General features: G+C 69.6%; 19 protein-coding genes, 1 tRNA gene and 1 pseudogene. 8 read left to right on the top strand and 13 right to left on the bottom strand.

All coding sequences use genetic code 11. From position 1 onward, the window contains the following. The 6 genes and pseudogenes from QNJ12_RS19285 to QNJ12_RS19260 all read right to left on the bottom strand — a co-directional run. A pseudogene (locus QNJ12_RS19285) lies at nucleotides 1–1,215 on the bottom strand (hypothetical protein); the annotation flags it as partial. A 192-nt stretch (nucleotides 1,216–1,407) separates the two neighbouring features. Then, nucleotides 1,408–3,399, bottom strand: coding sequence for a hypothetical protein (locus QNJ12_RS19280; protein ID WP_300625140.1), 1,992 nt, complete (start codon nucleotides 3,397–3,399; stop codon nucleotides 1,408–1,410). Nucleotides 3,400–3,689: 290 nt separating this feature from the next. Then, nucleotides 3,690–4,886, bottom strand: coding sequence for an FAD/NAD(P)-binding oxidoreductase (locus QNJ12_RS19275; protein WP_300625138.1), 1,197 nt, complete (start codon nucleotides 4,884–4,886; stop codon nucleotides 3,690–3,692). A gap of 125 nt (nucleotides 4,887–5,011) precedes the next feature. Beyond that, nucleotides 5,012–6,385: an MBL fold metallo-hydrolase gene (locus QNJ12_RS19270; RefSeq protein WP_300625136.1), complete on the bottom strand. Its 1,374-nt coding sequence runs from the start codon at nucleotides 6,383–6,385 to the stop codon at nucleotides 5,012–5,014. Between the two features lie 245 nt (nucleotides 6,386–6,630). Further along, the gene (locus tag QNJ12_RS19265; RefSeq protein WP_300625135.1) at nucleotides 6,631–7,365 is read right to left on the bottom strand and encodes a GntR family transcriptional regulator; all 735 of its coding nucleotides are present in this window, start codon (nucleotides 7,363–7,365) and stop codon (nucleotides 6,631–6,633) included. Between the two features lie 100 nt (nucleotides 7,366–7,465). After that, a complete protein-coding gene (locus QNJ12_RS19260; RefSeq protein WP_300625134.1) occupies nucleotides 7,466–9,784 on the bottom strand; it encodes a family 65 glycosyl hydrolase domain-containing protein in 2,319 nt (772 codons plus the stop codon). A 77-nt stretch (nucleotides 9,785–9,861) separates the two neighbouring features. On the opposite strand from QNJ12_RS19260, the gene QNJ12_RS19255 reads away from it, so the two are divergent. Both QNJ12_RS19255 and QNJ12_RS19250 read left to right on the top strand, forming a co-directional pair. Then, the gene (locus tag QNJ12_RS19255; protein ID WP_300625132.1) at nucleotides 9,862–10,560 is read left to right on the top strand and encodes a maleylpyruvate isomerase family mycothiol-dependent enzyme; all 699 of its coding nucleotides are present in this window, start codon (nucleotides 9,862–9,864) and stop codon (nucleotides 10,558–10,560) included. A gap of 146 nt (nucleotides 10,561–10,706) precedes the next feature. Beyond that, nucleotides 10,707–12,146, top strand: coding sequence for an aldehyde dehydrogenase family protein (locus tag QNJ12_RS19250; protein WP_300625131.1), 1,440 nt, complete (start codon nucleotides 10,707–10,709; stop codon nucleotides 12,144–12,146). A 316-nt stretch (nucleotides 12,147–12,462) separates the two neighbouring features. Here the strand turns inward: QNJ12_RS19250 and QNJ12_RS19245 are convergent, their stop codons facing one another. Genes QNJ12_RS19245 through QNJ12_RS19235 form a run of 3 tightly spaced genes read right to left on the bottom strand, consistent with a single transcriptional unit; the run spans nucleotide 12,463 to nucleotide 13,585 of the window. After that, on the bottom strand, nucleotides 12,463–12,753 hold the full coding sequence (locus QNJ12_RS19245; RefSeq protein WP_367281819.1) for a hypothetical protein: 291 nt from the start codon (nucleotides 12,751–12,753) through the stop codon (nucleotides 12,463–12,465). Nucleotides 12,754–12,755: 2 nt separating this feature from the next. Beyond that, on the bottom strand, nucleotides 12,756–13,055 hold the full coding sequence (locus QNJ12_RS19240) for a helix-turn-helix transcriptional regulator (protein WP_300625128.1): 300 nt from the start codon (nucleotides 13,053–13,055) through the stop codon (nucleotides 12,756–12,758). 59 nt (nucleotides 13,056–13,114) lie between these two features. Beyond that, nucleotides 13,115–13,585 carry a hypothetical protein gene (locus tag QNJ12_RS19235; protein ID WP_300625127.1) on the bottom strand — a complete coding sequence of 157 codons (471 nt, stop codon included), beginning with the start codon at nucleotides 13,583–13,585 and terminating at the stop codon, nucleotides 13,115–13,117. A gap of 432 nt (nucleotides 13,586–14,017) precedes the next feature. Between QNJ12_RS19235 and QNJ12_RS19230 the strand changes: the two genes are divergently transcribed. Together QNJ12_RS19230 and QNJ12_RS19225 are read left to right on the top strand one after the other, a co-directional pair. Next, complete coding sequence (locus tag QNJ12_RS19230) at nucleotides 14,018–14,626, top strand: NAD-binding protein (RefSeq protein WP_300625126.1); 609 nt, start codon at nucleotides 14,018–14,020, stop codon at nucleotides 14,624–14,626. A 79-nt stretch (nucleotides 14,627–14,705) separates the two neighbouring features. Beyond that, nucleotides 14,706–14,930, top strand: a complete 225-nt coding sequence (locus QNJ12_RS19225; protein ID WP_300625124.1) for a hypothetical protein — start codon at nucleotides 14,706–14,708, stop codon at nucleotides 14,928–14,930. A gap of 185 nt (nucleotides 14,931–15,115) precedes the next feature. Here the strand turns inward: QNJ12_RS19225 and QNJ12_RS19220 are convergent, their stop codons facing one another. Beyond that, a complete protein-coding gene (locus tag QNJ12_RS19220; protein WP_300625123.1) occupies nucleotides 15,116–15,556 on the bottom strand; it encodes a DUF5655 domain-containing protein in 441 nt (146 codons plus the stop codon). Nucleotides 15,557–15,598: 42 nt separating this feature from the next. Here QNJ12_RS19220 and QNJ12_RS19215 point away from each other — a divergent pair, with 42 nt between their 5' ends. Together QNJ12_RS19215 and QNJ12_RS19210 are read left to right on the top strand one after the other, a co-directional pair. Beyond that, entirely contained in the window at nucleotides 15,599–16,165 is a 567-nt protein-coding gene (locus QNJ12_RS19215; RefSeq protein ID WP_300625121.1) for a CGNR zinc finger domain-containing protein, read from the top strand. Further along, complete coding sequence (locus QNJ12_RS19210) at nucleotides 16,162–16,284, top strand: hypothetical protein (protein ID WP_300625119.1); 123 nt, start codon at nucleotides 16,162–16,164, stop codon at nucleotides 16,282–16,284. Before QNJ12_RS19215 ends, QNJ12_RS19210 begins: the two co-directional genes overlap by 4 nt. 25 nt (nucleotides 16,285–16,309) lie before the next feature. Here the strand turns inward: QNJ12_RS19210 and QNJ12_RS19205 are convergent. Further along, a tRNA-Leu gene (locus tag QNJ12_RS19205) sits at nucleotides 16,310–16,395 on the bottom strand. A 107-nt stretch (nucleotides 16,396–16,502) separates the two neighbouring features. Between QNJ12_RS19205 and QNJ12_RS19200 the strand changes: the two genes are divergently transcribed. After that, on the top strand, nucleotides 16,503–17,903 hold the full coding sequence (locus QNJ12_RS19200) for a DUF3179 domain-containing (seleno)protein (RefSeq protein ID WP_300625117.1): 1,401 nt from the start codon (nucleotides 16,503–16,505) through the stop codon (nucleotides 17,901–17,903). Nucleotides 17,904–17,944: 41 nt separating this feature from the next. Here QNJ12_RS19200 and QNJ12_RS19195 read toward each other — a convergent pair whose 3' ends face one another. Next, the gene (locus tag QNJ12_RS19195; RefSeq protein WP_300625116.1) at nucleotides 17,945–18,286 is read right to left on the bottom strand and encodes a hypothetical protein; all 342 of its coding nucleotides are present in this window, start codon (nucleotides 18,284–18,286) and stop codon (nucleotides 17,945–17,947) included. Between the two features lie 130 nt (nucleotides 18,287–18,416). On the opposite strand from QNJ12_RS19195, the gene QNJ12_RS19190 reads away from it, so the two are divergent. After that, complete coding sequence (locus tag QNJ12_RS19190; RefSeq protein ID WP_300625114.1) at nucleotides 18,417–19,370, top strand: PD-(D/E)XK nuclease family protein; 954 nt, start codon at nucleotides 18,417–18,419, stop codon at nucleotides 19,368–19,370. A gap of 7 nt (nucleotides 19,371–19,377) precedes the next feature. On the opposite strand, the gene QNJ12_RS19185 is transcribed toward QNJ12_RS19190, so the two are convergent. Further along, nucleotides 19,378–19,955, bottom strand: a 578-nt coding sequence (locus QNJ12_RS19185) for a hypothetical protein (protein WP_300625112.1), incomplete at its 5' end; no start/stop codon positions are given.

Below are 19,955 nucleotides of genomic sequence, written 5' to 3'. Positions count from 1 at the left end.
CTCGCACCCGGTGCCGTCGCAGGCGTGGAGCACGTCGGTCAGGCTCCATGCGCCGCCGGGCCCGTCGCGCCGGTACACGTAGACGGCACCGGCCTCGTCGCCGTTGGCGTCGTCGCCCGGCGCGCCGACGACGAACACGTCACCCTCGACGTCGACGCTGAAGCCGTAGTCGGTCGGCTCGCCGACGTTCGCGTACCAGGCGCTGTCGAACCCGACCGACGCGCCGTCGTAGTCCCAGACCTCGACCTTGCCCTCGTCGCGCCCGGTGTCGTCGTCGAACGGCGAGGCGACGACGACGGTGTCGACGTCGATCGCGACGGCGGAGCCGGTCCGCTCGCCCGACGCGTTGGGGAACGGGAAGACGGCGTTGTCCTCGGCGATGATCGGGTCGATCGTGACCGGGTACACCGCACCCTCGGTGTCGACGTTGAGCGTGATGGCTCCGTCGACCACGTCCATGAACGACGGGAGCGACGCCCCGGTTGCGTCCCACGCCACGAGATCGCGGTAGACGAGCGCCCGGTCGGCGCCTCGATCGATCCGCACGGTCTGCTCGTCGATCAACGTCGGCGTCCCGGCTGAGACGACGACCTCGACCACGGTGATCGGCTCGGCGGTGACGGCGGCGGCCAGTGTGAAGCCCTGCTGGAGGCCCTCGCCGGTGTCGCGGAACCACTCGGTCACTGCGGCGTGGTGGCGGTACTCGACGCCGCCGGTCACGCGATCGGCCGCCACGCCGCGGAGCGCGAGGTCACCGACCGCGTCGGTGCGGAACGTCACGTCGGTGGCGCCCGCCGCGACGACCGCTCCGGTCGGCAGGAACGTGGTCAGCCCGACCTCGGGCGAGAGCTCGGGTGCCGGACTGCGCGGAACGGCACCGACGCGAGCCGGCGCAGCGGTCACCGCCGGCGGCGCCACCGCGCCGCCACCGGTCTGGAGGGCGGCGATCTGGCGCTGGATGTCGGCCCACTCGTCGGCGGTCAGGCCGTCGGGCACCTCGCCCGGTGCCACCGTCTGCGACGATCCGGCGCTCCCGTCGGTGATCGACGTGGCCGGTTCGAACGAAGGCAGCGAGAGCGACGTGTCGATGACACCGCCGAGGCCGAACACGAACGCGATCACCAGCGTGGCCGGGATCCACAGATCGGCCCAGTTCGGTGACTGGATGTCGATTCCCCGCCGCGGTCCAGCCAGTGCTGTCGCCGATGCCCCCATTGTGCGTGGCCCTCCGCTGTGTTCCGTCCGCCGACCCGGGCAGATCCGGGCGTTGCGCGCCTGCGCGACGCCCTACATAAGCAGGTCGATCGGCACGATGCCAGCGCTATTCGTCACAGTCCGTGCCCGTCGTGGGTGAACGACCACGCTGCGTCGCCGATTCCCACCGATCGTCTGGAATCCGTCAAGGACTCAGCGGTCTGCGCCGACCCGGGTGTCGACGACGCGGATCGGGTCGTCGAACACATCGACGCCGGACTCGAAGGCACCGGCGAGGTCGACGACCAGATCGGTCGCCGCGGTGCTGAAGACGCAGATCCGCCCGTCGTCGTCGGGGCGGGCGACGACGAGGTTCGCGACCACGTCGCCCGAGTGGTAGTTGACGTTCGACGACTCGGGCCGCGGACGGTCACAGCGATGCACCGTCAGGAACCCGTTCGCGTCCGGCAGCACGGCGGTCAGGTTGACCACGACGGCGCTGCTGCCGTCGGCTCCGGGCACGGCGACCTCGACCGTCTCGCGCGCCCCGACCCTCGCCGATGCGGTCCGGGTGTCGAGCACGCGCTCGGGTGCGAGGGCGACGGTGAACCCGTCGCCCAGCGAACCCGTCCCGTCGACGACGAGGTGGCTCGGCGAGTACGTGCTGAGGCAGACGTCGCCGCCGGCGTCGGATCGCACGACGACCAGGTTGGCTGCGACGTCGCCGGGCCCGTAGTTGGCATTCGACGCGGTCGGCAGCGGGCGGTCGCACGGGAACGCCGTGACGTGGCCCGCCGACGACGGGTCGACCACGGTCACGTTCAAGACGGCGGCCGAGCCCGCGGCTCCGGTGTCGAAGCGGACGAGCCCGCCGGCGGCGATGCGGGCCGCCTGCGCACCGAGGCCGATGCGGGTGTCGACGAGCCGCACCGGGTCGTCGATGCTCGACCCACCACCGACGAGCGCACCCAACGCATCGACCACGACATCGGTCGTCGCATGGGTCGTCACGCAGACCGCGCCCTCGGCGTCGGGTCGGACGACGACCAGGTTCGCCGCGGTGCGACCGGCCAGGTAGTTCACGTTGGACGTCTCGGGTCGGGCACGATCGCACGGGAACACGGTGAGGTGGCCGTTGCGCTCGGCGCCCACCGACACCACGTTCAGCAGCGCCGCGTCGGAGCCGGCCGCGTCGGGCACCACGACGCGGAGCGTGTCACCGGCGTCGAGGTACGCGGGTGCTGCCACCTCTTGGAACGTCGGCCGGTAGAGCGAGGTGATGACGCCGTCCCAGCGATTGTGCGAGAGCGCGAGCACCGAGGTGCTCGGCGGCCGATCGGCCGCCGCGTGCGGGATCCACGTCGCGAAGAAGGAGTTGCACGCCGCGCACTTGACCGGTGCCGGGATCTCGGCGTACACCTCGAACGGCCCGGTCGCGCGTTCGGCGCGCGAGAGGTAGATCGTGTCGCCCCACCAGTCGCCCTCCTTGTTGACGGCGAAGAAGGAGCTCCCGGACCACTCGACCTGCACCGGGTTGATGCGGTCGCCGTCGAAGACCGGCGCCGCCCGCGACGCATCTTGCTGCCACGACGAACCGTCCCAGTAGCTCGGTTCGGCCAGCAACTCGCCCCTCGGGACGCGGCCGACCGTGACCCGATCGGCGCACGAGCGATCGAATGCGGCGACCCCCACGTACGGGTCGTATCCGAACTGCCGGTAGCAGTGCGCGTAGAGATACGTCCATGCGTCGTCGCTGGTGATCGACCAGCCGTACAGCGCGGCGCTGTCGTCGGGCGGTGCGCCCTCGCTGACGATCGACGACGTCGCCGGGTCGAAGACCGAGACGCGTGTGCCGACGGGCTCGGTGCGCGTCAGGTACTCGTCGCCTCGCTCGACCATCTCGGCGACGAAGACGACGGCTCGCCCGTCGACGTCGATCTCGGCAGCCAGTGGCCAGAACCATCGTTCGAACCGGGCGGTCGACGACGAGAACAGCCAGGACGCCGGGTCGTCTCGCGTCCCGCCGTACAGCACGTCGAAGCAGGCGCCGTCCTGCAGCACGCCGATGTTGTGCACGATCTCGATCTCGTCGGGGCCGACCCGGACGGCGGCGTCCTGGAACGTCCACAGCACCCGCCCGTCGGGCAGCGGTACGGCCCGCTGGTAGTCGGCACCGACGACGCCCGCCGGTTCGGTGTCGAACAACCGGCCGAGGTCGGCCGCGCCCGTTCCGCTCAGGCAGACGCGGCCCTGCGCGTCGGGCGCTGCCGCGGCGCGCTCACCGGGTTGTACGAGGACGCAGGTGGTGACGACGACCGACGCCGCGAGAAGCGCTGCGCCACGACCGACCGCGGGTCGAGTGCCGGACCGACGCCGCCCACATCCTGCCGTCCGAGACGCGCCTGCCACGAGGCGCCACATTGGCATCGCCGGCGACGACGATCAACTCATGAACGAGGTTTCGCGACGGCGGCGATTTCCGAGATGCCGGGTCGTCAGGCGCGACCCTTCAGCATCATGTTCCAGTAGAGGAACGGCAGACCATATTTCTTCAAGTACCACATGTCACGGCGCGGCTTGGTGGTGTCGATGAGCGGGAACGACGGCTTCGGCTCCATCGAGTAGTCGAACTCCGCGAGCAGCATCCGGTTGCCCGACGTCGTCAGCGGGCACGATGCGTACCCGCCGTACCGCTCGGTCGGGTCGCCGCCCTCGAGCTGCTTCATCGCGTTGGCGGTGACGACCGGTGCCTGCTTGCGGACCGCAGCCCCGGTCTTGGAGTTCGGTGTCGACCCGGCGTCGCCGAGCGCGAAGACGTTCGGGTAGCGCACGTGCTGCATCGTGTGCTTGTCGACGTCGACGTAGCCGGTCGGCAGGTCGGTCGACAGCGGACTCGACTTGACCCAGTCGGGCGCCGACTGGTGCGGTACGACGTGCATCATGTCGTAGTCGAGCTCGAATCCCGGCTCGTCGTTCATCGAGCGGAAGAACGCCCGCTTCTTGTCCGCATCGATCGATTCGAGCTCGGACTGGAAGTGGACGTTGATGCCGTAGCCGGCGGCGACCTGCTCGAGCGCCTTGGCGAACACGGGGACGCCGAACATGCCCGGCGTCGGCAGCACGAGGTGGACGTCGATCTTGTCGAGGACGCCCGCCTGACGCCACCGGTCGCACGCGAGATAGGCGATCTTCTGCGGAGCGCCGGCGCACTTGATCGGGTCGCTGGGCATCGTGAAGACCGCGGTGCCCGACGTGGTCTGCTGGATGAACTCCCAGGTCTTGGGTGCGAGGTGCGGCTCGTAGTTGCACGAGACGCCGTTCTCGCCGATCGTGTCGGTGAGACCGGGGATCCGGTCCCAGTCGAGCTGGATGCCGGGGCAGACGATCAGGACGTCGTATTCGATGCGCTGTCCACCGGACGTCTCGACCGTGTTGTTGTCCGGGTCGAACGCCGTCGCCGCTTCCTTGACCCAGTGCACACCCTTGGGAATCACTGAGGCCTCGGTGCGTTCGGTCTGCTCGATCGTCGCGTGGCCGGCACCGACCAGCGTCCAGAGCGGGTGGTACCAGTGCTTGTCCGACGGCTCGATGATGACGATGTCGTCGATCTTCCGGCGGAGCCGTGCGGCGACCGAGATCCCGGCGGCGCCGCCACCGACGATCACGACGCGATGGTGTGCGGTGTTGGGCATGGTGTCTTCCCCTTCGTGCGCCCTCGGGCGCGTCCCCTCGATGGACAAATGTACGGATATTTGGATGAATGGTCAAGCCCCGGTCACGTCCCGGGGTTGCACGTTCGTCGAACGCCCTGGGCTCGTCAGGACATCGAGGCCCCGAGCAGCTCCCAGGCCTGGTAGCCGCCGATCACGTCGGCGACGTCGTCGAACCCCTCCCGGCGGAGCCAGCTGGCCGCGACCGAGCTCCGTTGACCGGAGGCGCAGTACGCGACCACCGGTCGCCCGTCGTCGAGCTCGTCGCGTCGCTGCGGGAGCGCCCCGAGCGGGATCTCGATCGCTCCGGGGATCACACCGGCGGCCGTCTCGCCGGGGTTGCGGACGTCGAGCAGCTGCACGTCGGCCAGATCGAGGCCGGCGACATCGCTGGCGACCAACCGCCGCGAGACGCCGACGAGGTCCGGGTGCTCGACGAGCTGCACCGCGTAGTCGGCGATGTACCGGGACGCACGATCGAACCCGATCCGGCCCAGTCGGGTGCGGGCCTCGCGCTCGCGCTCCGGCTCGCCGGCGACGATCACGTCTGCGTCGGCGGGTACCACCATGCCCGCCTGCTCGGCGAAGCGACCGTCGAGTGGCACGTTGACCGAACCACGGATGTGGCCCAGGGCGAACTCGACGGGGTCGCGGGTGTCGACGATCACGGACCCGTCGTCGAGCGCGGCGACGGCGCCCTCGAATCCGATCGGTTCGAACGGCCCGGCCTCGTCGAACACCTCGTGTTGCTGCCGGTTCGTGATCGCATCGTGCAGGAAGTACGACGGCGCGGCCGGCTGCCCCTCGGTCACGAGGGCGACGAAGTCCTCCTTGCTCATCGGCTGCAGCGCGTAGTTCTCGGTCCGCTGCTCGCCGACCGTGGTGAACGGGTCGCTGCCGAGCGCCTTGCCGCAGGCGCTGCCCGCGCCATGACCGGGGTACACCAGCACCTCGTCGGGTAGCGACAGGAGGCGGTGCACCGAGTCGTACAGCTGCGCGCCGAGCTGCTCGGCCGTGAACCCGATCGCACCGAGCAGGTCCGGACGGCCGACGTCGTTCACGAACAGCGTGTCGCCGGTCAGGATCGCGGCGGGCACGTCGTCGCCGGCGTGCTCGAACACGAGGAACGTCGCCGACTCGGGCGTGTGGCCGGGCGTCTGCCAGGTCTGGATGACCACGTCGCCGAGCTCGATCCGGTCGCCGTCGGCGAGATGGGTGATCGGGAACTCCGCCTCGGCGACGGCGCTGAGGCAGATCTCGGCGCCGGTCGCCTCGGCCAGCTCGAGGTGGCCCGACACGTAGTCGGCGTGGAAGTGGGTGAGGAGCACGTGGGTGATCTCGAGCGAGTGTTCGGCCGCGTCCGCGAGGTACTGCCCGATGTCGCGCTGCGGGTCGACGACCACCGCTCGTCCGCTGGACTCGTCGCCGATCAGGTACGACGACAGCGACAGACACGGGAGTTGATACTGCTGGAGCTTCATGACGGTCCCCTCGGACTCTGACGACGGAGTGCTCCGCCCACGGTTGGATTCGTCCGATTATCCGTACATTTACAACGAGCCACTAGGGACCAAAGTCCCATCGGTCGCTTCCGGCGCGACCCGAGCAGGCGGATTCCGCCAGGAACCCGCGGACGGACGCCGTCAGGGCGTCGCAGACTCGGGCTGCGAGCCAGCGCGGCTCGATCAGCAGGCGGATTCCGCCAGGAATCCGCAGACGGACGCCGTCAGGCGTCCGCGACGTCAGGCCGGAGCGGGTTGAGCGACCCGGCCGACCAGTCGGCGACGAACCGGTAGCGATCGCCGCGGATCAGCGTCGTGCGCCACTCGATCGGCAGACCGTCTCGGCACCCGCGGCGCTCGAGCGAGAACGCCGCCTCGCCGCGGTCGAGATCGAGCAGGCGACGGTCGGCCGCGCTGGGAACGACGGGCGTGAGCCGTTCCCACCCGAGGTTCGGCACGGGTGCGCCCGCCCGGCGGAGTTCGTCGTAGAGCGCGGTCCGGGTCCAGTCGACGTCGAGCAGCGGTGCGGCGACGTCGTACGGCAACCAGGCACGGTCGATCGCCAGCGGCTCGCCGCCGGCCATGCGCAGACGTGCGACGAGCACGAGATCGCTGTCGGGGGGCAGCTCGAGGTGTTCCGCTGCGGTGGGCTCGCGCACCACGGCGAGCTCGAGCACCTCGCTCGTCTGCTCGACCCCGCGCGACTCCACCGACTCGAACAGGCTGTACAGAGCGCCGAGCGACTGCTCGAACTCCGAGCGGTTGATGACGGTGCCCCGACCCCGCTCGCGTCGCAACAGGCCGGTGCGGTTGAGGTGGCGGATCGCCTCGCGCACCGTGTGCCGGCTCACCTCGTAGTCCTCGGTCAGCTCGAGATCGGTCGGGAAGGCGCCGTCGTCGAAGTCGCCTGCGTCGAGGCGCCGCTTCAGCTCGGCTTCGAGCTGAGCCCAGAGCGGCATCGGACTGTGGCGGTCAAGCGGCTGCACCGACATGCGACCTCCTCCTTGGTCCGGTCATGAGAACATCCGTACTTGCGATCTTACGCAGATCGCACCGCCGTCAGGGACGCGAGTCGGTGGCGATCTCGACCGTCGCGAGGTGGTCGATGTCGACGGTGCGGCCTGCGACGCGCATCGCGACCGGCTGATCCGACCGGTTCTCGATCGTCACCGACCCCGGCCGGCACGTCACCGAGATCCAGGCGCCGCGGAACTGGACCTGGAAGCCGAGCTCGTCCCATCCGGGGGCGAGCACGGGGTCGATGCACAGCTCGCCGTCGACGACGGCGAGCCCGCCGAAGCCGTGCACGGCTGCGATCCAGGTGCCGGCCATCGACGTGACGTGGCAGCCCTCGTCGACCTCGTGGTTGTAGTCGTCGAGGTCGAGGCGGGCGGTGCGGAGCATCAGCTCGTGGGCCTTCTCGAGCCGCCCCAGGCGGACGGCGAGGACGGCGTGGACCGACGGCGACAGCGAGGACTCGTGCACGGTCCTCGGCTCGTAGTAGTCGAAGTTGCGGCGCAGCGTGTCGAGGTCGAACCGGTCCTCGAACGTCCAGAGGCCCTGCAACACGTCGGCCTGCTTGATGTACGGCGATCGCAGGATCCGGTCCCACGACCAGTGCTGGTTGATCGGCCGCTGGTCGGGATCGAGGTCGTCGACGGTGACCTGCTCCTTCTCGAGGTAGTTGTCCTGCTGCAGGAACACGCCGCGGTCGTCGTCGTGGGGCAGGTGCAGGTGGTCGGCGACCTCGCGCCAGCGGGCCGGCTCGGTCGACTCGTCGAAGCCGATCGACTCGAGGACGTCGCGCGTGCGAGTGGCGTCGAGGGTTCGCGCGTCGTCGATCGCGTCGAGCGTGTACCGCAACGTCCACTGCGCGATCAGGTTCGTGTACCAGTTGTTGTCGACGTTGTTCTCGTACTCGTTGGGGCCGGTGACGCCGAGCATCACCCAGGCCTGCCTCGGCTCGCTCCAGGACACCCGCTGCGACCAGAAGCGTGAGATCGCGACGAGCACCTCCAGCCCGCCCTCGAGGAGGTAGTCGTCGTCGCCGGTGTAGCGGATGTAGTTGAAGATCGCGAACGCGATCGCGCCGTTGCGGTGGATCTCCTCGAACGTGATCTCCCACTCGTTGTGGCACTCCTCGCCGTTGATGGTGACCATCGGGAAGAGCGCGGCGCCGTCGCCGAAGCCGAGCTTGGCGGCGTTCTCGACCGCCTTGCCGAGGTGGCGGTACCGGTACCGGAGGAGGTTCTTCGCCACCTCGTGCTCGGACGACGCGAGGTAGAACGGGAAGCAGAACGCCTCGGTGTCCCAGTAGGTAACGCCGCCGTACTTCTCACCGGTGAAGCCCTTCGGCCCGATGTTGAGGTCGGGATCGTCACCCGTGAAGGTCGAGTTGAGCGTGAAGATGTTGAAGCGGATGCCCTGCTGCGCGGCCGGGTCGCCGCCGATCACGACGTCGCTGATCTCCCACTTGCGCTCCCACGCGGCGCGATGCTCGACCTGCAGCAGGTCGAACCCGACGGCGAGTGCCTCGTCGAGCTCGGCATGGGCAGTCTTCGGCACCTCGGTCTCGGCGACGTCGCGCGAGGTGACGATCGCGCCGATCTTGACGATCTCGACGGTCTGGCCGGCGTCGAGATCGACGCTGCACGTCGCTCGGGCGACGCGTGGGCTGGTCTCGGGCCTGAGCGGCGGATCGATCGCGGCGCCGTCGACGCCGAGCCGGACCTCGGCCGCGGTCGCCGCGAGGAACTCGGTCTTCTTGGTGCTCGCCACGACCGTCGTGCGGGCACCGTCGACCAGCTGCTCGACCTCGTCCCAGAAGCCCTCGTCGTAGTTCGAGTCCTCGTTGACGACGTCGCCGTCGACCAGCGAGCAGATCTCGACCGTCGCCGCATCGCTGACCGTGAGCCGGTATCGGAGCGCGCCGACGTGCCGGCGCGTCATCGAGACGAAGCGCTCGACGTGCAGCTCGACGGCGTGACCGTTGCGGAGCCGCACCGTCGCCGCTCGTTCGAGCTCGCCGGTGCGCATTCGCAGCGTGCGGCGGTAGTCGAGGACCTCGGCAGCGGCGAGATCGAGCTGCTCACCGTCGATCGTGATGCGCAGCGCCTTCCAGTCGGGTGCGTTGAGGATCTTCGCGAAGTACTCGGGGTAGCCGTTCTTCCACCAGCCGACCCGGGTCGGGTCGGGGTAGTACACGCCGCCGATGTAGTTGCCCTGGAGCGTGTCGCCCGAGTACGCCTCCTCGTGGTTGCCGCGCCCGCCGAAGTGCCCGTTGCCCAGGCTGAAGAGGCTCTCGAACGCCCGGTGATCGGCGGGCTCGAAGCCGCGTTGCTCGACGACCCACGGGTCGGCCTCGATCAGTGCTCTCACCGCAGAGACGATACGGCAGAGACCGGGCCGTGCGGGCGGCCATCTGGCCGGCCGCGGCGGCGTGCCATGCTGTCGCGATGATCGTCGAGCGAGCGATCGACTGCGGGCCCGTGTACCGCCGCAAGCGACGCGAGTTCGTCGCGCTCCTCGACAGTCTCACCGCGACGCAGCTGGCGACGGTCGTGCCGGCGACACCCGCCTGGACGGTGCGCGATGTGCTCGCCCATGTCGTGGGCATCACCGCCGACCTCAACGCCGGTCGGTTCGACGAGGGTGACGCGGGCCCCGATGCCTGGACCGGGAAGCAGGTCGACGATCGGCGCGACCGGTCGGTGAGCGAGCTCGCCGACGAGTGGGAGGCCGAGTCGTCGAGGTTCGAGATGGGTCTCGGTCTGCTCGGCTACGAGATCGGCAGCCACTACGTCGCCGACCTGTTGCAGCACGAGCAAGACGTTCGCCAGGCCATCGGCCTGCCGCGCTTCTCCGACGACGAGGCGCTGCGGATCTCCCTCGACTTCCTGCTCGACCATCTGCACGGCGTGCTGCGCGACGCCCGGGTCGGTGTGCTGACGGTGCGGGTCGCGAGCGAGACCTTCTCGCTCGGCAGGGGCCCGCTGCGGGCCGAGCTGACCGGCGAGCCGTTCGAGCTGTTCCGCGGCCTCGGCGGCCGGCGCAGCCTCGGGCAACTGCTGACGCTGACGTGGAGCGGCTCGTCCGACGAGTTCGTGCCGCTGGTCAGCGCCTACCCGCCGCAGCCCGGCGATCTGCTCGACTGAGACCGTCCGATTCGTTCGTTGCGCCCCGATGCCGCACCTCGTGCGGCAGCCGGCGACTCCTGCGGCTCGCACGACGGCCACCTCGGGTACCTCGGGCGACGGACCGGCCTCGTGTGCGGCCCTTCGGCGCACGTAGCATCGTCGTCATGCAGGTCAGTGACAACGCCACCAAGTTCTACATCGACGGCGCCTGGGTCGAGCCGTCCACCGACGACACGCTCGACGTGATCAACCCGGCGACCGAACAGCCGATCGGGACGATCGCGCTCGGCGGTCACGCCGACGTCGACGCCGCGGTCGCCGCCGCCCAGCGGGCGTTCCGGACGTGGTCGCAGACGTCGGTCGACGAGCGGCTCGCACTGCTCAACAAGATCACCGAGTTGCTCGGCGCCCGGGCCGATGACCTGGCGGGCACGATCAGCGCCGAGATGGGGGCGCCGCTCGGACTCGCCAAGGCGGCGCAGGCGGCGAGCGGCCTCGGGCACTTCGCCACGACGGCCGCGGTGCTCCAGGGCTTCGAGTTCGAGGAGCGCCTGGGGACGTCGCTGATCGTGAAGGAGCCGATCGGCGTCGTCGGGATGATCACGCCCTGGAACTGGCCGATCAACCAGATCTCGTGCAAGGTCGCACCTGCGCTCGCGGCCGGTTGCACGATGGTGCTCAAGCCCTCCGAGGTCGCGCCGCTCAACGCGATCGTGTTCGCCGAGATCCTCGACGAGGCCGGCGTGCCGGCCGGCGTGTTCAACCTCGTCAACGGCGACGGCCCGACGGTCGGCTCGTACATGTCGTCGCACGAGGGCATCGACATGATGTCCTTCACCGGCTCGACCCGTGCCGGTGTCGAGGTGGCGAAGAACGCGGCACCGACGGTCAAGCGCGTGGCGCAGGAGCTCGGCGGCAAGTCGGCGAACATCATCCTCGACGACGCCGACTTCGCCGAGGCGATCGGGCGGGACGCGTTCGGCATGTGCATGAACTCCGGCCAGTCGTGCAACGCAGGGACGCGCATGCTCGTGCCGAACTCGCGGATGGACGAGGCGGTCGAGATCGCCAAGCAGGCCATGAGCGCGGTGGCGGTCGGTGCGCCCGACAGCGACGGCACCACGATCGGCCCGGTCGTCTCCGAGACGCAGTGGAACAAGATCCAGGGGCTGATCCAGGCCGGCATCGACGAGGGCGCCACCCTCGTCACCGGCGGAACCGGGCGACCGGACGGTCTCGACGCGGGGTACTACGTCAAGCCGACGCTGTTCGCCGACGTCACCAACGACATGCGGATCGCGCAGGAGGAGATCTTCGGACCGGTGCTCGTGATGATCGGCTACGAGGACGACGACGACGCCGTCCGCATCGCCAACGACACGCCTTACGGTCTCGCCGGCTACGTATCGGGCAGCGCGGAACGGGCGATCGGCATCGCTCGGCGGATCCGCACCGGCAACATGCACGTCAACGGCGCCGGCCCGGACTTCAACGCACCGTTCGGCGGCTACAAGCAGTCCGGGAACGGACGCGAGTGGGGCGGCCACGGCCTCGAGGAGTTCCTCGAGACGAAGGCCATCCTCGGCGCAACGGCACCGGCCTGACCCGGACTGACGCGAGGCTCGCGGCCAGCGCCGGAGACGCCGGCTCGACGCTCCGCGCACATTCCGTCACGTGCCCGGGGTTGGGACTCGAACCCACTCTCCGCCGGATCGACAGGGAGTTCACGACTGCGGGAATCGGTCCGTCGCGTGCGCTCTCGTCCGTTGCACCTGGTGACGTGCGCTCACGTCGTCCACACGGTCTGCGCTGAACGACCCGATCCGACCTGTCCGGTCACGTGACCGCCCCGTGACCGTCGGACGATGAGACGGGCCCGCGCCCGCCGGCGTCCCGCAGGTCCGCTCGGGTGGGCGGAGGTCAGTGCTCGTCCCAGTGGTCGCCGTGCTTGGCGTGGCGGTGGCCGTCGTGCAGGTAGTCGACGTGGTCGCCGTGCTGGATGGCCTCGTGGCCGCAGTCGGGACCGTGCCCGTGATCGCCGTGGTCGGCGTGCTCGGCGTGGGTGACCTCGCACTCGTCCCAATGCCCGTCGTGCTCGCGATGGACGTGACCCTCGTGGAAGTAGTCGACATGGTCGTCGTGGACCACCGACGCGTGACCGCAGTCCGGTCCGTGCCGGTGCGGGTGATCCTCGTGGATCGCATGGGTCATGCTCATGAAATGGCCTCCTCGGCATGGCTGATCGCAGCGCGAACGATGTGGGTGACGTGGTGGTCGGCGATCGAGTACCGAACCTCCTTGCCCTCACGACGGCCGACGATGAGGTTCGCCGACCGCAGTACCCGCAGGTGCTGGGAGATCAGAGGTTGGTTGACCTCGAGCAGGTCGGTGAGCTCGTGCACGCACTGCTCACCGTGCTCTTCGAGGGCGAGGATCACGCCGAGGCGCACCGGGCTGCCCAACACCTTGAGCAACTCGGCGCCTCGCTCGACGGCGTCGTGATCGCGGTCCACCGCACAATCATGCATGTATTCGCATGTGTTCACACGTAGCCGGAGCGACCGACGACTGCTCAGGGCTGGTAAGGGAGCGACGAGTGGTGCAGCACGATGCGCAGCACGCCGTCGGCATCCTTCGAGTACCCCCAGCTCTTGTCGGCGGTGGTGACCTGGCCGTCGGCATCGGTCATGTGCACCCACCCCATCCACATGGCGACATCGCCATCGATGAACGTCGCCGCGGTCTCCGACCGGACGTCCCGCCACCCCTTGAGCCCGAAGCCCCCGTCGAGCGGGAAGTCGGGGTCGTGGCCGACGAAGTACGACAGCGCTCCCGCCCTGGTCGGGCGGAACGTCTGGTCACCACTCGCCATGGTCGGCTTGAACAGCACCGGCCCCAGTTCGTACCCGTAGGCCTCGTCGAGGACACGGGAGGCGACCTCTCGAGCCGCATCGATCCCGTCGGCTTCGTAGGCCTTCGCGATCGCAATCAGCCCGGCACCCCAAGCCTCACGCGCCGCAGCCAACTCTGACTCGGTGATCATGTGGTTCCTCCTCGCTGGTCGTTCGATGTGCCGACGCGTCGGCGGACGTCCATCGGCGAGGCTACTCCCGGCTCAGCCCCAGCTCATCGGGAAGGCCACGGTCGCCGGCATCGCCGCAATCGTCTGCCCGGGCGTTTCGTGTCGTGCGAGTGGTGGCCCGCTCGTTTGCGCCTCGCTGCACCGTCTCAGGTCGAGCCGCCCTTCGTCGTGGGTTGGGCTCGGTGCCCGTCACGATCGAAGATCATGATCACCTCGGCCGGTTCGTCGACGGCAGCGACAGCGTGCGAGCTGACATCTGCGCGACGCAGAGCGAGAGCGTAGCAAGACTGAGAACGGTTCTCGTAGTGTGGTAGCTATGGCAACCCCGATCACCACCATCGCCAGGCCTCGACCACGGAGCGACTGCTCGGCAACCGCATCGATCTCCGCGAGGTGGACTCCCTCGCCGGCGAGCGGGTGACGGTCATCGGCGGCGGTCTCACAGCAGGGCACCTCGCCGTCGCTGCCGCCGACCGGCAGGCGACGGTGACCCTCGTGACCCGCCGACCGGTCGTCCAACGGAACTTCGACGTCGAGCCCGGATGGCTCGGACCACGCAGCCTCGACGGCTTCTCGAGACTCTCCAGCCCGCATCGACGGCTCGAAGCCGCCCGCACCGCCCGAGGAGGAGGCAGCATGCCGAGCTGGATGTGTCGCCGGCTGCACTCCGAGATCGAGGCCGGCAGTGTGACGCACCTCGTCGGTGCCGTCGAACGGCTCGACGACCACCGACGCCGGCTCGAACTCCACGTCGGCGGCCGCACCATCGAGGCACACCGCTGCTGGCCTGCCACCGGCACCCGGCCCGACGTCCGCGTCGACGGCGCACTGGCCGGCCTCGTCGACCAGCACGTCGACGGCGTCCCCGTGGTCGACCACAGCCTGCGCGTCGTGGACACCAATCTGTTCGTGACCGGACGCCTCGCAACGATCGAGCTCGGCCCGCCGCCGGCAACCTCTGGAGCGCCCGCATGGCGGCCCGCAGGATCTGTCGAGCACTGACGGGCACCGATCTCGACCGCGACGCGTTCGCAGCGGTCGAGCCACCCCTTGCAGTCACCAACCTCACCCGGAGCCAACCATGACCGAACGATTCGGAATCCCCCTCGTGACCGAAGAGCTGATCGACTGCTTCGGCCAGCTCACGCACCGGCTCGTGTTGGAGATCGACGGGACGGTGTCGATCACGTTCGCTTCGTCCGGAGTCACTGCCCGCGTCGACCCGACGACCCGCGCGGTGCTGACCCCCGGCATGCACGTTCCCCAATCGCTCATCGATCAGGCTGCGTCGATGCGGCTCACCTGAAGCGCGCCGCCGCACGGATGATCGCAGGCGGCCTGCAGCCGTGCGTTCGTCGACACCAGGAACGCGCCGTTGACGACATCCAGGGGCCGCAGAGTGCGAACGGGGTGGCCGCTGTCGTGCGTGCCGAACAGGAGCGGCGCGGATGCCTGGCCGCTGCGCACGAGCAAGCGGTCCGCGCGTTGTCGCTAGGAGGGATCTCGTTCGAGGTGTCGTCCGGCACCGACGTCGTACGCGTCCCTGACCCAGCCGCGGAAGTCGACGTCGAGTTGATCGGGTGAGTTCAGGCGGAGCTTGTGGATGAACAGCCGCTTCGTGTAGGGCTCGACGTTCGAGAAGCGCTCGTCGTCGACGACGTCGGTGAGATCCAGGAAGCCGCCGAGCCCGGCCTTCGTGGGTCGCACTGCCGCGAAGACGCGATGGGTTCCTCGGAAGCCGACGCCCGACTTGGTGATCGACAGCTCGTTCGGGCCGATCTCGTCGACGAGAGCACGAAATCGATCGAACAGTTCGAGCGACAGCTGGCTCGCGCCACCGAAGACGTCGTCGATGCCGACCCTGCTACAGGTGTGGCCTTGGTTGCGTCGCCGGAAGCGTCGGCCGCACGACGCACACGTCCATCCATCCATCTGACTCTCCCCTCTCCTACGACACCACTATAGTGGTGTCGCATGGCAGCCGTCGATTCCCTCGCCCTCCGGTTCTTGACGACAGGTGGACAGACGCCGATCCGATCCAGCTTCGAGCAGCTGCACCACCCAGAGGACCTGGAGGCCTGGCTCTCGGGCTCACTCGATGCCGAGCACCCCGTTCACACGGTCGACGGCGACTTCGACGCCGCCGTTGCGCTGCGCGAAGCGATCTTCACGATCATTCGCGATCGGACCATCGACCGCACGCCGAGCAGCGATGCGGTCGCCGTCCTCAACGCGGCAGCCGAACGCGATCCGCTCGTTCCACGACTCGACCCGTTGACGATGGCGAGCCGATGGCAGGAACCGATTCGTCCCGTCGCCGCGCTCTCGACGATCGCTCGCGATGCCATCGATGCGCTGAGCGGCGAACACGGTCGTCGAGTGCGCGAGTGCGCCAACCCGAACTGTGAGCTCGTCTTCGTCGACTCCTCGCCACCGGGCGCTCGACGCTGGTGCGCGATGCGCCGGTGCGGCAACCGTTCCAAGACCCGTGCCTACCGAGCACGCCGCGCGCAGACCTCGACCGAAGGGAAGGCGACATGAACCGACGACTCCGGCTCGTCTTCCAGACCACGAACCCGCAACGACTCGCCGACCTCTGGCGCGGTGACCTCGGCTACGGCCCCGAACCGCCACCCGAAGGCCTCGACAGCTCGGAGTAGTCCGCCGACTCCCCGATCATCGTCGTGCCCGGGGTGGGATTCGAACCCACACAGATCTTGCGATCTAGGGGGGTTTAAGCCCCCCGTGTCTGCCAATTCCACCACCCGGGCCTGCGGCTCACGCTAGCCCTGGCTCCGGTCACGCACTTTCGAAACGATACGTGAACTCGTCGCCGACGCCGGATCGGCGATGAACCACCTCCGTACGCTCGGACCGCATGAAGGCCGCTGCGCTCCCGATCGCCGCCGCACTCCTCCTCTCGGCATGCGCAGGCGACGGCGACGAGGCGGCTGTCGAGGCCGGCGACGGGGCCGCATCCATCGTCGCCGAGGGCCGGTCGTTCGCGACAGCACCGGACGCGCCCGACGGGCCGAACGACGCGGCGACCGAGCAGTTCGACCTGCTCCTGGCGCTGATCCGGGGCGGCTTCGTCGGTGCCGCCGAGTACCAGCCGTTCATCGACGCCGGCGACGCACGGCACGCGTGGTTGATCAGCGACCTCATGCGATTCGTCCGCCCCGGCGACGCGCAGGACACGCTCGTCGACGGCTTCACCACGCTGACCGGCGTCGACATCTCCGACGAGATCGCCGAGGAACGGTCACCGTGGAACTCGGTGACCGACCGCCTCATCGCCTGGGACACTCCCCCGCCGCCCGAGTACCAACGGCTGAAGGGCGAGCTGTTCACGCTCGTCGAGGACGCGTGGGCACCGTTCTTCGAGGACCCCGACGCCACCATCGACTGGCGCTGGCTCAGCTGGGGCGGCGTGTTCATCGACGACCGCCCGCTCGGCGACCCCAACCCGTGCGAGATCCCGGGCTGCATCCCCTCGCTCGACGACCCCGAGCTCGTTCCGGCCGCGGAGGGCGACTGGTACGACGACGACCGTGTCGTGTTCGGCGTGACCGAGGGCGACGAGGCGGTCGCCTTCCCGCAGAACATGATGCAGGTGCACGAGATGGTCAACATCACGATCGGCGGGCGCCGCTTCGGCATCCCCTACTGCACGCTCTGCGGCTCGGCGCAGGCGTTCTACACCGACCAGGTGCCCGACGGCGTCGAGACGCCCGTGCTGCGCACGTCGGGCCTGCTCAGCCGGTCGAACAAGGTGATGTACGACCTCAACACGTTCTCGGCGTTCGACACGTTCACCGGCGAGGCGGTCAGCGGGCCGCTGCTCGACGCCGGTGTCGTGCTCGACCAGAACACCGTGACGGTGAGCACCTGGGGCGAGTGGAAGGCGGCACATCCCGACACGACGATCGTGGCCGAGGACGGCGGCATCGGTCGCGAGTACGACGACGACCCGCTGCGCGGCCGCGACGACGACGGGCCGATCTTCCCGGTCGGCGACGTCGACCCTCGCCTCGGCGTGCAGGACCCGGTGCTCGGCGTCGTGCTCGACGACGGCACGCCTGTCGCGTTCGACGTGGCCGAGGCTCGGGTTGCCCTGGCGGCCGGTCAGCCCGTGGAGCTGAACGGCGTGGGGCTCGGCCGCGACGGCGGCGGCTTCGTGGCACTGGTCGACGGGTCGGAGGTCGCCGCCCACGAGGCGTTCTGGTTCGCATGGAGCCAGTTCCACCCCGACACGCTGCTGTGGCCCGACGATGGCTGATCGACGACCGCTGACGGACGGCCGCTGACGGACGGCGGCACTCAGGCCACCTGCGGCATGTCGGGCCCCGGAGCGGCGCCGACGCCGACGCCGGCCGACGACCAGAGCTCGCTGCGCAGCCGATCGGCGTGCGGTGCGGTGAGACCGTTCGCGACGACCACGCCCTCGATCATGTCGGCGAGCACGGCGGGCCAGGGGCGCCCTCGCAGCCGCACCGACACGATGGCGCCCTCGGGACGGCGCCGGATGGTGCGGTCGACCCCGACCAGCCGCGGCGGACACCGGAAGCTCGGCCCGACGAGCCCGCGACGCCGCGCCTCGCGCGTGAGCATGCGCGCGGCCGCTGCGAAGTCGACGGTGCTCGCAGCCGAGGGGGATGTCATACCCCGACTCTGACAGCGGGCTGTCACAACGTTGCCCCCGCCCGAACGCGTGAGGTTGTTGCGCCCATAGTGCGCAACAACCTCACGCGTTCCGAATGGGGGTCACACCGCCTCGGTAGTGTCGCCGGCGATGGCCGACGCCGCGCCCGACGACCTGTCCCCGCTGCAGCGCAAGACGCTCGGGCTGCTGCGCCGCAGTCCCGACCCGGTCGTGTTCGACCCGTCGTTCGTCGCCACGCTGCGCCGTGACGTCGAGGAGGCGTTCGACGACTTCCACGACCGGCTCGGCGACGAGCAGCTGTTCGTGAGCAAGCACCGACTCGCGAGCGTGCTCGGATGCGAGGTGCAGCATCTCCACGACGACGCCTTCACCTGGTCGCCGGCCGTCGCCGGCGGGCAGGTCGCTCACCGGGCGATCCAGCTGCTGATCAACTGGCGCGGCGACCCCGTGCCCGCTGACGTGGTCGACGAGGCGATCGCCCGGCTCGCCGACGACGACACCAGCCTCGGCGACTGGATCGCCGGCCTGTCCGAGGCGGACCTGGCCGACCTGCGCGGCGTCGCCGTCGACAAGCTGATCAAGTTCCAGGAGTGCTTCCCGCCGCTCGACAAGCGGGCGGCGCCCACGACCGAGTCGAGCGTGCGCTGGCCGATCGACGGCCCGATCGTGCTGTCGGGCAAGGTCGACCTCACGCTCGGCCGGCCGGCCGGCGCCGAGAGCCGCAAGGTCATCGTCGACCTGAAGACCGGCTGGGTCGCCCCGAGGCACCGGGAGGACCTCCGGTTCTACGCCCTGGTCGAGACGCTGCGGACCCAGATCCCTCCCCGCAAGCTCGCGTCGTTCTACCTCGACGCCGGCGAGCCGGTCGTCGAGGACGTCACCGAGCGCCTGCTGCTGTCCGCGTCGAGGCGCATGCTCGACGCCGTCAACGCCGAGATCGAGCTGCGCGTCGAGGGGCGCGAGCCGGTGAAGCGGCCCGGCACGTCGTGCCGCTGGTGCCCGCTCGCCGCCGACTGCGACGAGGGCCAGGCGTACCTCACCGGCCGCCGCGACGACGATGGTGAGCCGACCGACTTCGACTGAACCGGGCTCAGGTCGACATCAGCGCGGTCGGCACGCCCAGCCCGGCGCCGGAACGGAACGTGGCGATGCGCCGCCCCGGCTGCACGGCGGCCTTCGGGGCGCCGATCACGTCGGGGCCGTGGCCCGCCACCGCGGCGTCGAGATCGACCACGTTGACGACCAGACCCCACAACCCGACCCGGGTGACGTCGGAGCGCTCGACGATCTCGACGATGCAACCTCGATCCGGGAACCGGTGGAACGCCTGGCGCACGTCGCCGGCTTCGCGGACCCGGCGCTGCTCGAGTCCGAGCGCCTCCTCCACCGCGCCCGAGGTGCGCTCGAGCGAGTCGGTCATGATCACGAGGTGGTCGAGCTCGAACGCGCCGTTCGGGTGGTCGATCGGCGCCACGACGTCGACGCCGACCACGGCGATGCCCTCGACATCCACCGACCCGTCGGCCAGACCGTCGACGCCGAGCCCGAGCAGACCCGAGCCACCCTCGACGAACGTCAGCGCACCGTTCGAGAACGGGATCCGGCCGTCGTCGTCGGCGGCGAACCCCACCGCCAGCCACGGGCCGATCGAACCGCCGACGCCGACCG

The organism is Ilumatobacter sp. (genome assembly GCF_030065885.1).
In the GTDB taxonomy this organism is placed as follows: domain Bacteria; phylum Actinomycetota; class Acidimicrobiia; order Acidimicrobiales; family Ilumatobacteraceae; genus Ilumatobacter.
Note: the sequence above shows the minus strand (reverse complement) of the source record. Positions and strands in the feature narration are given on the sequence as shown.